Source organism: Chitinophaga sp. (assembly GCF_017745275.1).
Lineage (GTDB): Bacteria > Bacteroidota > Bacteroidia > Chitinophagales > Chitinophagaceae > Chitinophaga.
Genome location: NZ_JAGHZS010000004.1, coordinates 180,284 through 195,699 on the forward strand (window position 1 = coordinate 180,284; position 15,416 = coordinate 195,699).

The window sequence follows — 15,416 nt, forward strand, 5'->3', positions numbered from 1 at the left end:
TACTAGCCTGCCTGAACAAATTTATAGATAGCACTGGATTTCTTAAGCGTACTGGTATGAGCATTTCGGATAATCAGGTATTCAATGATATCCTGCATCTTCACCGCCCCTTTCACCTGGTGATTAACGGCTACGCCGATTGTTTTCCCATTATTGAGCGCCAGTAAATCAATGGCCTCGGTTAAAGTAGCCGTTGCCTGCAATGTGCGCGAATGTTCTGATATGTAACTTCTCACCACATCCTGGTGCTTACCGTTAATAATGGCCGTCAGTATGGTATCCCGGCTGACCACACCTATGCCTTGCTCACTTTCAGCAATAATAAAAACATCGTCCTGATGATACAACAACATTTCCGCCGCTTCAATCATGGTTGTTTCCGGCCTGAGAATTGTGTAGGGCCGGGTAATGATTTCTTTTAGCAATATTCCTTTACCTGCCTCTTTAAGAAATAATAATTTCTCTTCAGAAGTACCACTCACAAAAATAAACAGCCCTATCAGCATCAGCATAATATTAAAGAAGATAATACCGGCAACAATGAATGCTGAAGCAATTATCCTGCCCGTAAGTGCTGCCACGGTGGTTGCTTTATCGGAAGTGGTAAACAAAGCTAAAATACCTCTTAATACCCTTCCTCCATCCATTGGGAAGGCAGGGATCAGGTTAAAAATTGCTAATACGATATTGGCGTAGTATAAATAATACAGGAAATTATCTGCCTGGATGGCCACCATATTTTGTGACGCATTCCACGGGAAAAGGTTACCTCGAATAAATAACGCCAGTATCCCTGATATCAGCAAATTTACCAATGGTCCTGAAAGACTGATAATTACTTCCTGTATCGGATGTTCGGGTATCTTTTCCATATTTATCATCCCTCCTATTGGCAACAGTATAATATTGTTTGAATGGATACCAAACTTGGCTGCTGCTAGTGCATGTCCCAGTTCATGCAGCAACACGCAACCCAATATGGCCACGATTGCCCATAAAGTCCAGAGAGACTGCTCCCATCCGGCTCCACCGGCATACTGCAAAATCAGTATACCACCAAACAATAACGTAAACGTCCAATGAACGTAAATGTTAATACCATAAAGGGTAAACAACTTAATACTGTTTTTCATGGCTGTGATATTTATACGACAGGAGAAAGCTGTTTCCAGCCTGGCCTTTTCCTTCCTTGACTCAGATCCGTTTTCAGCGATGATCAATATAAACAGGCACCTTATGCTCCTGCATAACGTCATGAATAAAACTATGTTTGAATATCCTGGACAAACCCGCCCGGCCATATGCGCCGCTAACTACAATTGGAGATTTGATTTCATCCAGCCAGGTATCAAAGTATTTCCTGGGATCTGCATTGAGTAACTCAAACTTGAGATTACTAAAATGAAGACTGGCCAATTCCTTTATTTTTTCTAATTCGGGTATTTCTTCTGCTGTTGCGGAACCGTATACCAGGATAGCAGGCTTGTTGCATAGTTGTGGAAAGAGATAAGAAAAACTTCTGATAGCATGCGTGGAAGACGCTCCTCCATCGTATGTAAGGATCACACTTTCAGGAAAAGTAAATTGTTCCGGCACTACTATTACCGGGCATTCAGCCTGGTGCAATACAGTGGCGAGAAATTCATTGATGCCATAAATAGTTAAATCTCCGTAAAACTTTTCATGGCCCAGCAACAACAGGTCTGAAAACCGGGTTTCTTTTTTCAGGTCATAAATACCTGGCGCTGAAATATCGCTGTGTATATTGAATGAGATGCCATGCTCTGTACACTGCTGTTTGAATACGCCAATATTCCGTTCCAGTAATTCCGCCGCATAGCTTTCCATGATAGGCATAAAAACCGGTACAACATTGATATCTCTGCCCAGGTACGGTTCAGGAATAAATGCGCCGGTAAGCATAATTGGCTCCACCTCATTCATTTTTCCGGCAAATTCGAAAGCGCCCTCTGAGAAATTATCGCCATCGATAGCGAGCAGTATCTTTTTCATAAAACGGTGGTTTTAGATGTTTATCATTTGCAATGCGCAATAAACAAGGGAGATTGCAGTGCTGCGAGCAGTGTATCTGCCATACTTGGATAAAACCATCTCGACAGGCGATTTCTATGGTAAGCTCCCAACACAACCACAGTACTGCTATCTTCTTTTTGTAAATATTCCGGGATCACTTCCCACGGAATACCCTGTAATACCTGGTAAGTAGCATGAGGATAGTGCCGTTTCATAAACTCTTTCATTAACTTCCCATCCGGAAGATGTAAAGAAGCGGCAGGACTTTTCACCGCCAACACTTCTGTAGGCATATATTTCATACTGCTAAGTGTATAATCAAACATTTTAACAGCATATACAGAAGATGGCGAACCATCATATAATAATACCGACTTGTTGATCCCGGTAAATTCTTCCGGCACCATCAAAATGGGGCACATTCCTTCTCCCAGTAAATGCCGCATAAAAAGGGATGGCTTTTCTTCCTTAAGCCGGTTAAAGGCTTCTTTTGATGAGATAATCATCAGGTCAGCATAAATACTTTCATGTAATAAAGTGTCTATGGCGGTATCGTTATCCCGGTGTACAGAGTAGTTCAGGCCCGACTGCTGACATGCCAGCTCAAACCTTTCTACACTTTTGGCCCTTGTATGCCTGTCTTTTTCTGCAAAGTCTTTTATCCGCTGGTCAGAAACATCCCATTCGTCTACCAGTTCGGAAAGTGCATAGCTTCTATAGCTGATGTCTTCCGGAAATACACCTACCAAATGGGCCATTTCCTGCTTAGCTATATATACGGCATATTCAACGGTACTGCTGGAATAACTCAACCCATCTAAAACGGCAATTATCTTCTTCATAGCTGTTGATTTAAGAAAGATGATGTATAACAAAAGGGAACCGGTGCACGGACAGGTATTTTACCTTAAAAAGCAAGATGATGGCAGCCATGGCCAGCAAAAGAGTGGATGGAAATGCAGATCCGGCACCCAGTGGGGCGATAGCCACCAGGAAAATCACGGCAGCTATCAACCCCAATCTAAGTACTGCTCCGCTGGCAGCGATAAAAATCCCTGTTGCCAGCTGGCATATTGAAATGGACACGACAATCGCTGCAATGTTGTCCCGGAATGCGCCATAAATAAACTGTTCGTAAATAGGTGAAACGGTCATTGCCCCGTATACCATAAACAATTCCGGGTTCCGTATCGCCATAAAAGCGTTAAAAAATGCGGCTCCTATAAAAATGACTGACAGTAAAAAACGGGCGATAACGGGCCAAAAAATAGCAGCCATTAATATGGCTAAACTAATAACGTTTGCCGCTATAGAGGTGAGAGAAAAAATATTTGCATGCATGATATTAGGATTTAAGTTGTTACCAGGCAGAATTGCTTGTTTTCCGGTAATAAAATTAACAGTGCAGCCGTCCGGAATAAATGACACTGGTCATATCTGTGCTTGATTCAGGTCATGCCTGGCGTACTAATCATAATCGGGGGCCAAACTTGTGAAAACCCTGTTACTGTAACAAACAATAATTGCTGGTCTATCAGATATAATCTGCTGCAAAAGATGATGACCAATGTCATATTACAGCTTGACTAAGCTCATTTTCCTGCGCTATAATCGATGCTATACTTGCATTAAAATAAAACTCTTTTTTATGCAAATATATATTAGTGAAGAAGCAACAGTAGGCGATATACAGGACAGGTTTCACACATTATATCCCTACCTGAAACTGGAATTTTTCAGGAAGCCACACACCAAAGGAGAATATTCTCCTGAAGGCGAGAAAATATCACCGGAAACGGCGATTGAAAAAATAAGAATGCGCGATAACTTCGGATGGCTGGATATCAGTTACTATAGAACCGCGGCAGCAGTGGAATATGACTGTAGCCATATCTTCGGATTACATGCACAGGTAATGCGCAAAGCCGGAACATTGTGGCTGGAAACCACCAGTACTGATAACTGGACCCTGGAAGAGCTGAATAATGCCGGCAGACCAGCCAAAAACCATACTTTCCAATGGCCGGAAGCGCCAGATAATGATAATGAATGAATCTATAAAAAGAAGCCTTATGAGTAACAGTATCAAACTGTTTTCCGATATACGCCTGGCAGATGTTGCCCTCGTTGGAGGAAAAAATGCGTCTCTTGGAGAAATGATTCATACTTTATCCGGCGCCGGTATAAATGTACCCGATGGTTTTGCCACTACTGCAGCTGCTTTCCGGGACTATCTTGAAGCCAACAATATCCGCGGGCCGCTATCTCAGTTACTACAGCAACTTGACCGGAAAAACTTTTCCAACTTGCAGGAGATCGGTGAAAAGGCGCGTAATATGATATTGAATGGTACCATACCAGATGATTTCAAGCACTCGATTACAGCTGCCTATAACACGCTGGTAAAAGGGAAACGGTTAGCCGTTGCCGTAAGAAGCAGTGCTACAGCAGAAGACATGCCTAATGCCAGCTTTGCAGGGCAACATGAATCTTTCTTAAATATCACCGGTGAAGCTGCGCTATTACAGGCTATCTGTAAGTGTTTCGCCTCTCTTTATACCAACAGGGCGATTAAGTACCGGGAAGACAACGGTTTTGAGCACGACAAAGTAGCCCTGTCTGTAGGTGTACAGTTAATGGTAAACACCAATAGCTCCTGCTCAGGCGTTGGCTTTACATTAGATCCGGAATCCGGCTTCCGTGATGTTGTTTTGATTTCAGGCGTTTGGGGGCTGGGAGAAAATATTGTGCAAGGGATGGTGATGCCAGACGAATTTTATGTATTCAAACCCACCCTCCTGGAAGGAAAACAAGCCATCATTCAAAAAAAGCTGGGTACTAAGGAAAAAACCTGCTTCCTGTCCGATGATCCTGATTCCCCAACATTTACTATCAATAAAGATACACCACTGGAAGACCAGCAACGGTTTGTATTATCAGATAAGGATGTTATGCAGCTGGCACAATTTGCCGTTATCATAGAACAACATTACCAGTGCCCGATGGACATAGAATGGGCCAAAGACAGCCTTACGGGAACATTATATATCCTGCAGGCAAGGCCGGAGACTATACACACTGGCAGTAGGCATTCGCAGGATAAACGGTACCGGCTGACAGGGAAAGGTGTATGCCTGGCGAAAGGAGAAGCTATCGGGGAAAAAATAGTATCGGGTGTTGCCAGGATATTACAGTCACCGGCGCAAGCAGCGCTTTTAAACCCGGGAGACATTGTTGTTACAGATATTACAAGCCCCGACTGGGATCCGGTTTTAAAGAAAGTAGCTGGTATAGTAACTAACAGTGGAGGGCGAACCAGTCATGCTTCCATTGTAGCAAGGGAACTTGGCGTACCTGCCATTGTAGGCACCGGCAATGCTACTACCAGTATTAAAGATGGCGCTATGATAACTATTTCCTGTTGTGAAGGGAAAACAGGCTACGTATACGAAGGCGCCCTGACATATGAATCCACCGAGATAGACTTCAGTGATATCACCCTGCCCGAAAGTACGGAAGCCAACCTGATCATCAGTGACCCTGATAAAGCATTCCAGCTCTCCTTTTATCCTAATGATGGTGTTGGATTACTTAGAATGGAGTTTATTATCACACATGCTATCCGCATACATCCGATGGCATTGGTCAGATATGACAGCCTGACTGATATAACGGCCAAAGCCGCTATAACAGCGATGACCCAGCTTTATGCTGATAAACGAAAATATTTTACAGACAAGCTATCCCAGGGAATTGCCACCATTGCTGCAGCTTTTTATCCCAAAGATGTGATTGTCCGTATGAGCGATTTTAAGACAAATGAATATGCACAATTATTAGGTGGAAAAGAATTTGAGCCCCAGGAAGAAAATCCCATGCTGGGCTTCCGCGGCGCATCCCGCTACTATCACCCATTATACAAAGAAGGATTTGGACTGGAGTGTGAGGCGGTGAAAATAGTGAGAAATGAGATGGGATTAACCAATGTGAAAGTCATGATTCCTTTTTGCCGTACGGCAACAGAAGGCAAAAAGGTACTGGAGGTGATGGAAAGCTTTGGTTTGACACAGGGAGAAAATGGATTGGAAGTATATGTGATGGCCGAAATCCCGTCGAACGTGATAGAAGCAGCAGCCTTTGCAGCTATCTTTGACGGCTTCTCCATTGGCTCCAATGATCTTACCCAATTAACACTGGGCATAGACAGAGACTCTGCTTTATTATCAACAGATTTCAACGAAGAGGATCCTGCAGCAAAAAAAATGATCGCCATGATGATTGAGGCAGCGGGCAAGGCAGGCGTGCGCATAGGGTTCTGCGGACAGGCGCCGAGTGATCATCCGGACTTTGCGGCATTCCTGGTAGAAGAAGGTATTAACAGCATTGCTTTTAATCCGGATGCTATTGTAAAAGGAATCACTCATATAAGGGAAGCAGAGGAAAATAGCGGCATCACCAGTAACGGAACTTTACCTGTTCTTATTTAACGGTTATATATCAAGGTTAACTCATACCGGCAGAATCAATCCCTCTCAAATCTGCCGGTTTTTCTATTGATACGGATGCGGTATACCACCGGCCTGATAATATTGGAGAGGGTACCGTTTTGCTCCATTTCTTCGTGCATTTGTGCCACACCGGCGGTTTCGCTGGCCCGTACCCGGGATAACCGGCTAACCAGGAATTTCATCGCATAATATCTTTCCCGGGGATCGGTAATTTCTTCATATTTTCCCCAAATGATAACGCTTCGCCAGTTGGTCAAACTAACAATTTCATCTACCTGGAAACAAACCTCCGGATGTTTTCTCATCATTTCTATCTTCATACCTTCCTGGGAATGAGCTACAATATAAGTATCATTGAAAGCATAGTTAATAGGAACAATATATACGCTTTCATTATTCGTACATCCGATCCGGCCAATAACATTACCGGAAAGGACCTGGTCAATTTCTTCATTACTTAATTTACCTAACATACAACTGCGTTAAGAATGTAAAAGAATTAATTCCAAACTTCAATACTGGTACCTGATAAATACCTCGTACAGGAAAAGTAGTATCTGCCTCAGCACTGCTACCAGCAAGGGATATCCACCGGCCAGGAAGAACAGGGCCAGGCCCCATGAAATCAAACCTGTTCCCAGGTCGCTAATGTATTTCCGCGGGGGATGTGATAAAGCGTGTAACATAACAATTAGTTTAAAAGTATTTGAATTAATAATGTGTGATAAAAAGAGGATAAGCCAGTGTTTTAATCAGCAAGTCTGCGTGGCTGCGTTTAAACAGGCGGGATACTATGCTTCTCCCATATGCACCCATTACTACCAGCGTATCCTGCTTTTTAAGCAGATAATCAAACAGGGCGGGTTCTGATTTCCCTTTCAGTGTAACAATATCTGAGCTCTCAAAATGACGGCTCAACCAGGTAATAATACGCTTCCTTTCAGCTGTTGGGATATCTTCATTATTGACCTGTACTATAGTGGCTTTGGCGTCTCCCAGTTCAGGCAGCAAATAAGACAATTGCTTCATGGCAAAAACGGATGAGGGTGTGCCATCATAACAAAAAACCACTTCATTAATCCGCGTAAAAGCTGCTGGTGCAATAATAACAGGACACTGGGCATTGGCCATCAATTGTTGTAATAATGGCGATGGTGCTTCCTGTGTACCCGGTAAACAGGATATGGCAGCATCGGCAATAATAAGATCTGCGAAACTGCTTTCCGCAATGATATCTTCAGGCACATTACTCTCCAGGTACTTTACGGATGCCTGTATCCCTTTAAGCTCGCATGTTTCCTCAAAAGTTCGCATATGCGTTGTTATACCCTCTGCTTTTAAAGATTGTGCAGGAATAACCCCTTCTGAATAGAGCATTTCATTTTCTTCCGTTAGCAAAGGATCGGATACATAATTCTCATTATCGAAAAAAATACCCGTTAATCTCGACCGCGTAATATCCGAGAGATAGCATGCGAAATTTAATGCGTTTTTTGTGGGCGCAGCACCACACATTACCAGTAATATCTTTTCCATGTTTTTTTGTTTAAAGATAATCCGGTTGTATGCCACAAAATTATGATAGAGGTCAGTACAGGATATGATTTAAGGCAGTTCCGGATTTCATGATTTTAATCAGCAAATACGCTGAGGTCTATCATTTTTTTCATGCAGGAGGATGGGTAGTTTAGCATAAAAAATTAACCAAAAAAAGGAGGTTTTATATGAGCTCATTATCATTAAACAAACGTACTGCTTCACACCCCTCAGTTTTTGACGATTTCTTTAAACCCTGGAAGGAATGGATGAACAACCTGTATGATGGTCGGGCTTTTACTGCGCTTACCATTCCTGCTGCTAACGTAACCGAAGAAAAAGATAGCTACAAGCTGTCTTTAGCGGTACCCGGCATGAAAAAAGATGACTTTAAAATTAATGTTGAGGGTAACGTTCTGACCATCAGTGCTGAAAAAGAAGAGGAGAAGGAAGAGAAAAATGCCAGGTACAGCAGGCAGGAATTCAACTACAGCAGCTTTTCCCGTAGCTTCAGTATCCCTGAAACCATCAATAAAGACAAAATCGAAGCCCATTATGAGGACGGAATGCTCAAACTGAAACTACCCAAAAATGAAGACGCCAAAAAGAATGGAAAGAGTATGCAAATTGCTGTTAAATAATCATGGCAAAGCCCTGTTGAAAAAGCAACAGGGCTTTTATCTGCCAGATAGCTGATATCAACTATTCTTCGCCATTAAACCGTCTCATTTTTTCCTGCAACTTTATTGCTGAAAAGCGTCCATCTACTATCATTCGCCTGATGGTGTAAAGTACATCTCCCTGGTGAGCGTTCAACTGAAACGCAGCCCGGTAGCCACTTTCTTTTAAGTGATTTATAATAGTATCATTCCATTCCCCAAAAGGATAAGCAAAATACCATACCGGATTACCCGTTATTTTTTCCAATACTTTTTTGGGATGAACCAATTGTTGCTCCCAATCCATTGTTCCGGTAGTATACAGATGCGGATGATCCCAGGTATGTGCAGCAATGATATGTCCCCTACCGGCAAGCGCTTTTAATTGTGCAGCATTCATATAACCAGGCTTTCCAATGGTAACGGTCATTATAAAAAAAACGCCGCGGAACCCATAGTAACGCAGTAACGAATCAGCAATGGAAAAATGCTCCACATGCGAATCATCAAAGGTGATCATAAATGAACGGACGGGCAAAGGTTTGTTCCCGGTTAAACAATTGACCAGCTGATCCGGCAGTATTGTATGATATCCGCTATCAGCCAATCCTTTCAACTGGTTATTCAACTGCTCCCGGCTAATGTGCAACGGGTCATTTTTATAAGTTCCGTTGCCTATATTGTGATAGCATAATATGGGTATACTCCTTTGTGAAACTGCATGTCCGGATGCCAATACCAGCAAAAAAAACAAAATAACATATTTCATAAAATGAATTTGATCATTTAAAAAGTCATTGGTATTGAATATATATTGGCTGAGGATAAAGCGCCAGTACTTCAGCCGGTTCCATCAGGTGGCCTCCTGTTACTACATCGTTTTCATAAAATAATTTAAACCCTGTGAATTGTACGGGTTGTCCTGATATCCAACTCTTATAGGTATCTGTTTTTTTAGCTACACCGCCAAAGCCATCCATATTCATCACCACCTGTACTTCCGGTTGTAAACGAATCTGCTTATAGTTTGTCACCATACCCTGTGTAAAGCGGTGTATAATCAATATTTTGGGCGGCAGATGGTATTTTCTCACCAGATCTGCCAACCAGGAAATGGCTTCATTAATATCTATTGCATCAAAGGTCCCTATGGCGGTGCAGGGTACCTGCCCGTATTTCATGGAGTATTCCGGATCAATGCCCAGGTGTACATCTGGCCGTACCAGGTATTTTTCCAGCAGCGGCAGTTCTTCCTGCAGGGTGCTCAATCCCACCTGGATATCCAGGAAAACAATGGCATGTCCTTTTTGGGCCAGGGTGAACACCTTCGTGATTTCACTGTCTGGCATACGCAGCCTGTATTTCCTGTCTTTTCCGGGATTACGTTGAGCAGTAACTGCAATGTAATGCAGTGCCGGCACCACGGGAATACAGGTATCTGCCTTCCTCCATTTGTCTGCTTCTGTAGCCAGTTGCTTTATCATATCATCACCCGGCAATTGGCCCAATATTCCCATCCGGTCGGAATACAGGTTTCCGTAAAAAGCAACAATCCGGTTATAGGGAAGCAGGGCGCCCGGCAAAGGATAACCTGTTTTCACCGGCCAGTCACGAGAAGGCTTATTATGTACCAGATGTAGTTGTATTGCATTATAACGGGCGGTATCCGCCTCCTCATTCTTTTTGTATGCAGCCGTGAGCAGCGGTTCAATACCCGGCACCATTACCTTCCGGGAATGCCCCACCAGTTTTCTGTCTTCCCACTGCTGAAAAAACAACAGGTCATCAGTAGTAAAAACATATACTACTAAAGCCCCTATCCATAAAAGGGCGCCTACAATGAGTATCCCGTTTGCAAATTTCCATATCATTTTCATATGCAGGACTTTAAAAGCATTGCTAATAATAGTTGTCAGCAGGATCCAACCAACATTCAAATTAAATACTCTCTGTCCTGCAAAAAATGATATCGCTCATTCAAACGGTTGATTGCCATCAGGTATATTTCCCTTCCTGGATCAACTTATGACAACAATCACCATAAAGGCTAATCCCTGTCAGATAATAGTTGTAGTTATCAAACTACTTTAGTAATAGAAATTGCTTCCAACTATGAGTTCAACACCTTCTATATTCGTAACAAAATCCAACGGAACCAGAGTCCCGTTTTCGCTGGAAAAGCTGCAACAGTCGCTAAAGCGTGCAGGGGCAGCTCCTGATTTAGTAGAAAAGATATCAGATGAGCTCTATGAGCAGATATATCCCGACATGCCTACACGCACCATCTATAAAATGGCGTACAGTATGTTAAAGCATGCCTCCCGGTCGGTGGCCGGCAGATACAGGCTTAAGCAGGCGATTTTTGAACTGGGTCCTTCCGGGTTTCCTTTTGAGCAATATATCGCTGAATTATTCCGGCAGGCAGGCTACTTAACTACCACTAATAATCAAATAGGCGGACATTGTATTATGCATGAAGTGGATATACGTGCGGTGAAAAACAATCGTGTTTATATTATCGAATGCAAATATCACCAGCTACAGGGAACACATTGCGATGTAAAAATCCCCTTGTACGTACAATCCAGGTTTGAGGATATAGCATGGAAAATGAAGGATAGCCAACATTCCTCCCAACAGGAATACCAGGGCTGGCTGATCACTAATACCCGCATCACTTCCGATGCCACACAATATGGTGTATGTATGGGATTAAATATGTTATCGTGGGACTATCCGGCTGGCAAAGGATTAAAAGATATTATTGATAAAACCAGGCTGTACCCGATTACCTGTCTTTCTACACTGAGTCGCCAGGAGAAATACAGGTTACTTGAAAAACGAGTGATACTATGCCGTACACTGATTGAGCAACCGGTGCTTCTTAAAAACGAACACATTTTAAATAGCAGATATGACCTGGTTCTTGCAGAAGCGCAACATCTGTGTGAAAATATTTCAACGTTGGAATGGGCATAGTGACTGTACAACTATTAAAACATACTTATTATGAAAACGCATGCAAATGCCAGAACATTACCGGCAACATTAGCGGAACTACTCGATATTAAAGGCATTACTTCCAGCAAAGTAAACGCTATCTGTAAAGCGTTTCAAATAAATACCCTCCCTGAATTTACTACTGCCGTGGAGATGGAACAACTGGACAGCTTCCCGGAATTAACAGGAGATGATAAAAAGAATATCAAAAGGGCTTTAAAACTCTATAAAAATGAAGAAAGCCGTATCCAGTTGGCCGAGGCTATTCTACAGGGAAAAGAAGTATTACATTGTATCCTTCAGTTTCCCGAAGTACAGAAAGCCGCGGTAGCAGGCAGCCTTAGAAGAGGGAAAGACACCATTGGAGATATTGATATCGTAGTGCAGCTCGACAGCACAGACAGAAGAAAGTTCCTGTATAAAATTGCCCGCATGCCCTTAACGGACAATATCTTTGCTGCCGGAAAAAAAAGAATTGGTGTTGTATTGCATAATCAGCTATCTGTATATTTCTACCTAACCGATGCCAAACATTATGGCGCCTCATTGTTGTATTATACCGGTTCAAAAAACTACAATGCATTGATGAAAAATATGGCTACCACTATGGGATACCGGCTGGATGCAAATGGGCTATATGATGTCAAAAATCACCAATATATTGCAACTGAAAAAGAAGAAGAGATATTTCAACATATGCTGCTGGACTATATACCTCCGGAACTACGGGAAGAGCAAGGCGTTATTACAGCAGCGGAGCAACACGCCATACCATCCCTCGTAACATTTGACCAGTTAAAAGGCGACATGCAGATACACAGCAACTGGAGCGATGGAGACGAGAGTATAGCACATATTGCCCGGTATATGTTTAGTATATTCCCTCATTATCAATACATCGTTATTACCGATCATGCATCCCTTGAAGGGACAGATCATGTACTGCAACCTGCGGACATTACCCGCCAGGCTGCTGAAATAGCAAAAATAAATAATGAAATGGGATATGACTATGTAAAAAGAGGCGTTGAAGTGGATATTCTTGATGATGGTCAACTGAGTCTACCCAATGAGCTGTTAAAACAGTTTGACTGGGTAATTGCTGCCGTTCATAGCCACTTCACCCATGATAATACCGCCCGGTTAATAAAAGCCTGTGAAAATCCCTATGTTCATTGTATCGGGCACCCCAGTGGCCGGCTCATTGGCAGCAGAGACCCCTACCCTGTTGACTGGGACAAGTTGTTTAGTAAAGCTGCTGCTACCGGAACAGCTATGGAAATAAATGCCCGCCCCAACCGGTTGGACCTGGACGACACCCTGGTAAAGAAAGCGATTGCTAAAGGCGTGAAGCTGATCATTGATACCGACGCCCATCAATTAAACCAATTTGATTGTATGCAGCTGGGTATTTGGGTAGCCAGGAGAGGAGGTTGTGGCAAAGCTGACATCCTTAATGCGCACAGCTGGAAAGAAATTGAAAAATTTAAAAAGAATAAGCTATCTGCATCAGGTATAAACTAACCGGATCTGGCATAGGTATATGCCGGCAGTTTTCGCGAAGGGCGCCCTGGCTACCGTGCTATGTCTATCCTGTCTATGGCCTGGCAGTACCCGGGAGTATTACAACAGCTGGTCTTCCTATTTCAGTATTGCATCACAATTCACCAGCTTGCCTTTACGCAGTATCTTCAACAATATTTTATCGCCGGGATGATGCAATATCATGACTTGTTGCATATCTCCTACTCTTTGTATTTCTCTGTTATCAATTTCCGTTATCACATCCATCATCTGAATACCTGCCTTAACAGCAGGACTGCCTTCCAGTAACTTATATACATATACGCCGTATTTCTCAGGCACATTGGCAACATATACTCCCAGAGAAGCATGCAAAGCCTGACCATTACGTAATAAATCATTACAAACTTTTTTCACTACTTCTACAGGTATGGCAAAAGAATAACCGGCGAAATTACCGGTTGGTGTAAGTATGGCAATATTGACCCCGATTAGCTTACCATTGATATCGACCAATGCACCGCCACTATTACCACCATTCATTACGGCATCGGTTTGTATAAAAGAGGAGAGGCTTCCCTGGTCTTCCTGGTCTGTAAAAACCCTGGACTTCATACTTATTATTCCGGCTGTAACGGTGGAAGTCATGCCAAGTGGACTTCCTATCGCCAATACCCAATCTCCCACTGCTACATCATCCAAACTGCCAAAACGAATAAAAGGCAGTTGCTGTGCATTAATTTTCAACAGGGCTATATCTGTAAGAGCATCCATTCCTACTACTTCCGCTTTGAAGGTATTTTGGTTGGCCAGTATCACTTTTATACTGGCTGATTTATGTACCACATGGTAGTTGGTCACTATATATCCATCCGGGGTAATAATTACACCAGAAGCACTACCGGTAGTAACAGTTGGATGGAGAGATGATACTGACAAATCCAGCGAGCTATCAACCTCCTCTTCCTTAAAACCAGGTTGATAAGTAGCAATAATATGTACTACTCCTGGTACCGCTTTAGCAGCGGCATACCGGAAGCTGATATTACCTGTAGTCCTTTCCGGGGATATTGCCTCCCCATTTGTCTGTTGCCTTTCTTCCAGGGAAACAAATGACATTCCCCTGGTAACAATAGTAACGCGCTTTTCCTGCGCAACAGAGTTACCCCACGATAAAACACACCCTAAAAAAAAAGAAAAGAGTAATGATTTCTTTTTCATATCTGCTATTTAACAATAAAACAAGCTGCTAACACCGGTTTCCGTAACCAGCCTTTATCGGAAACCGGTGTGCTTATATACGCTGCAATGCCGGTTCAAAAACTATAAATTTTCTTCATTAAGGTAATGTCATCACAGGAACATGGCAGTGCATGGCCAACTGCCGGGTATGACTTTTATGCATCAACAGATGAGGCAGACTATGATGTTTGGGCAGCACAATTAACAGGTCGATGTGATTTTCAACGGTGGCATTCATTATACTTTGATCCGTTTGTTCCTGTACGATGTAATGATAATGAGGTTTAACAGTTTGCAGCATTTCATGCAACACCCCGGACTCCCTGGCCATCTTCGGTGATGACTCCCGCTGTTGTTCACTATTTAGTATATGCAGCTCTGCATTAAAATCAGCTGTGAGCGATTTAATCCTGTTTGCAGGAACGGTTGCTGCCACGTCGTTAAGATCACAGGCCAGGCCTATCTTTCTTATACCTGAAAAATGAGCATCCGGAGGCACTGCTATCAACGGCCAGTTTAAATGCTTCATAGTATAAACAACATGGCCGCCAAGAAACAACCGTTCCGCTACAGTGGAACCCTGGCTCCCCAGCACCACAGCATAAGGTTTAACCTGTTCACATACCATGCTTAATTCCGTAAAAAATGTGCCCACTCTCAGGGCTGTTTTTATCAGCACCTTCCCGCTGATGCGCTGCAACAATTGTTCTTTTAACTTATTCATCTCATCTTCCAGATCCTGTACCATCTGTTGTTCATTTATTACTATCGGCACTTCATAGTAGGCTACAGGTATCGTATAAATATTCAACAACAACAAATCTTTACCCAGTGCTAACGCCATGTCGGCCGCATAGCAGGCTGCATTAAATGCGGTAGCGGAAAAGTCAGTTCCAACTAATATCGTTTTCAT

General features: G+C 42.9%; 16 protein-coding genes. 5 read left to right on the top strand and 11 right to left on the bottom strand.

What is annotated here, in order from left to right; all coding sequences use genetic code 11:
- Nucleotides 1–2: 2 nt before the first annotated feature.
- The 4 genes from J7623_RS13625 to J7623_RS13640 all read right to left on the bottom strand — a co-directional run bounded on the left by J7623_RS13625 (nt 3) and on the right by J7623_RS13640 (nt 3,375).
- Nucleotides 3–1,133, bottom strand: coding sequence for a site-2 protease family protein (locus tag J7623_RS13625; RefSeq protein ID WP_291920855.1), 1,131 nt, complete (start codon nt 1,131–1,133; stop codon nt 3–5).
- Between the two features lie 73 nt (nt 1,134–1,206).
- On the bottom strand, nt 1,207–2,013 hold the full coding sequence (locus J7623_RS13630; RefSeq protein WP_291920856.1) for a universal stress protein: 807 nt from the start codon (nt 2,011–2,013) through the stop codon (nt 1,207–1,209).
- 23 nt (nt 2,014–2,036) lie between these two features.
- Nucleotides 2,037–2,876: a universal stress protein gene (locus J7623_RS13635; protein WP_291920857.1), complete on the bottom strand. Its 840-nt coding sequence runs from the start codon at nt 2,874–2,876 to the stop codon at nt 2,037–2,039.
- Nucleotides 2,877–2,886: 10 nt separating this feature from the next.
- Nucleotides 2,887–3,375, bottom strand: coding sequence for a hypothetical protein (locus J7623_RS13640; protein WP_291920858.1), 489 nt, complete (start codon nt 3,373–3,375; stop codon nt 2,887–2,889).
- A 307-nt stretch (nt 3,376–3,682) separates the two neighbouring features.
- On the opposite strand from J7623_RS13640, the gene J7623_RS13645 reads away from it, so the two are divergent.
- Together J7623_RS13645 and ppsA are read left to right on the top strand one after the other, a co-directional pair.
- Nucleotides 3,683–4,087 (top strand): hypothetical protein, encoded by a 405-nt coding sequence (locus tag J7623_RS13645; protein WP_291920859.1) that lies wholly within the window; start codon nt 3,683–3,685, stop codon nt 4,085–4,087.
- A gap of 19 nt (nt 4,088–4,106) precedes the next feature.
- A complete protein-coding gene (gene ppsA, locus J7623_RS13650; protein ID WP_291920860.1) occupies nt 4,107–6,521 on the top strand; it encodes a phosphoenolpyruvate synthase in 2,415 nt (804 codons plus the stop codon).
- 35 nt (nt 6,522–6,556) lie between these two features.
- Here ppsA and J7623_RS13655 read toward each other — a convergent pair whose 3' ends face one another.
- Genes J7623_RS13655 through J7623_RS13665 form a run of 3 tightly spaced genes read right to left on the bottom strand, consistent with a single transcriptional unit; the run spans nt 6,557 to nt 8,078 of the window.
- Nucleotides 6,557–7,015, bottom strand: coding sequence for a pyridoxamine 5'-phosphate oxidase family protein (locus J7623_RS13655; protein ID WP_291920861.1), 459 nt, complete (start codon nt 7,013–7,015; stop codon nt 6,557–6,559).
- A gap of 39 nt (nt 7,016–7,054) precedes the next feature.
- On the bottom strand, nt 7,055–7,228 hold the full coding sequence (locus J7623_RS13660) for a hypothetical protein (protein ID WP_291920862.1): 174 nt from the start codon (nt 7,226–7,228) through the stop codon (nt 7,055–7,057).
- A 25-nt stretch (nt 7,229–7,253) separates the two neighbouring features.
- Nucleotides 7,254–8,078, bottom strand: coding sequence for a universal stress protein (locus J7623_RS13665; RefSeq protein ID WP_291920863.1), 825 nt, complete (start codon nt 8,076–8,078; stop codon nt 7,254–7,256).
- A gap of 188 nt (nt 8,079–8,266) precedes the next feature.
- Between J7623_RS13665 and J7623_RS13670 the strand changes: the two genes are divergently transcribed.
- A complete protein-coding gene (locus J7623_RS13670) occupies nt 8,267–8,719 on the top strand; it encodes an Hsp20/alpha crystallin family protein (protein WP_291920864.1) in 453 nt (150 codons plus the stop codon).
- Between the two features lie 61 nt (nt 8,720–8,780).
- Here J7623_RS13670 and J7623_RS13675 read toward each other — a convergent pair whose 3' ends face one another.
- Both J7623_RS13675 and J7623_RS13680 read right to left on the bottom strand, forming a co-directional pair.
- Nucleotides 8,781–9,506 (bottom strand): polysaccharide deacetylase family protein, encoded by a 726-nt coding sequence (locus J7623_RS13675; protein WP_291920865.1) that lies wholly within the window; start codon nt 9,504–9,506, stop codon nt 8,781–8,783.
- 25 nt (nt 9,507–9,531) lie between these two features.
- A complete protein-coding gene (locus J7623_RS13680; protein ID WP_291920866.1) occupies nt 9,532–10,614 on the bottom strand; it encodes a hypothetical protein in 1,083 nt (360 codons plus the stop codon).
- Between the two features lie 235 nt (nt 10,615–10,849).
- Here J7623_RS13680 and J7623_RS13685 point away from each other — a divergent pair, with 235 nt between their 5' ends.
- Together J7623_RS13685 and J7623_RS13690 are read left to right on the top strand one after the other, a co-directional pair.
- Complete coding sequence (locus J7623_RS13685; RefSeq protein ID WP_291920867.1) at nt 10,850–11,716, top strand: ATP cone domain-containing protein; 867 nt, start codon at nt 10,850–10,852, stop codon at nt 11,714–11,716.
- Nucleotides 11,717–11,746: 30 nt separating this feature from the next.
- Nucleotides 11,747–13,261: a DNA polymerase III gene (locus tag J7623_RS13690; protein ID WP_291920868.1), complete on the top strand. Its 1,515-nt coding sequence runs from the start codon at nt 11,747–11,749 to the stop codon at nt 13,259–13,261.
- A 117-nt stretch (nt 13,262–13,378) separates the two neighbouring features.
- Here J7623_RS13690 and J7623_RS13695 read toward each other — a convergent pair whose 3' ends face one another.
- Both J7623_RS13695 and J7623_RS13700 read right to left on the bottom strand, forming a co-directional pair.
- The gene (locus J7623_RS13695; protein WP_291920869.1) at nt 13,379–14,482 is read right to left on the bottom strand and encodes a trypsin-like peptidase domain-containing protein; all 1,104 of its coding nucleotides are present in this window, start codon (nt 14,480–14,482) and stop codon (nt 13,379–13,381) included.
- Nucleotides 14,483–14,600: 118 nt separating this feature from the next.
- Complete coding sequence (locus tag J7623_RS13700) at nt 14,601–15,416, bottom strand: universal stress protein (protein WP_291920870.1); 816 nt, start codon at nt 15,414–15,416, stop codon at nt 14,601–14,603.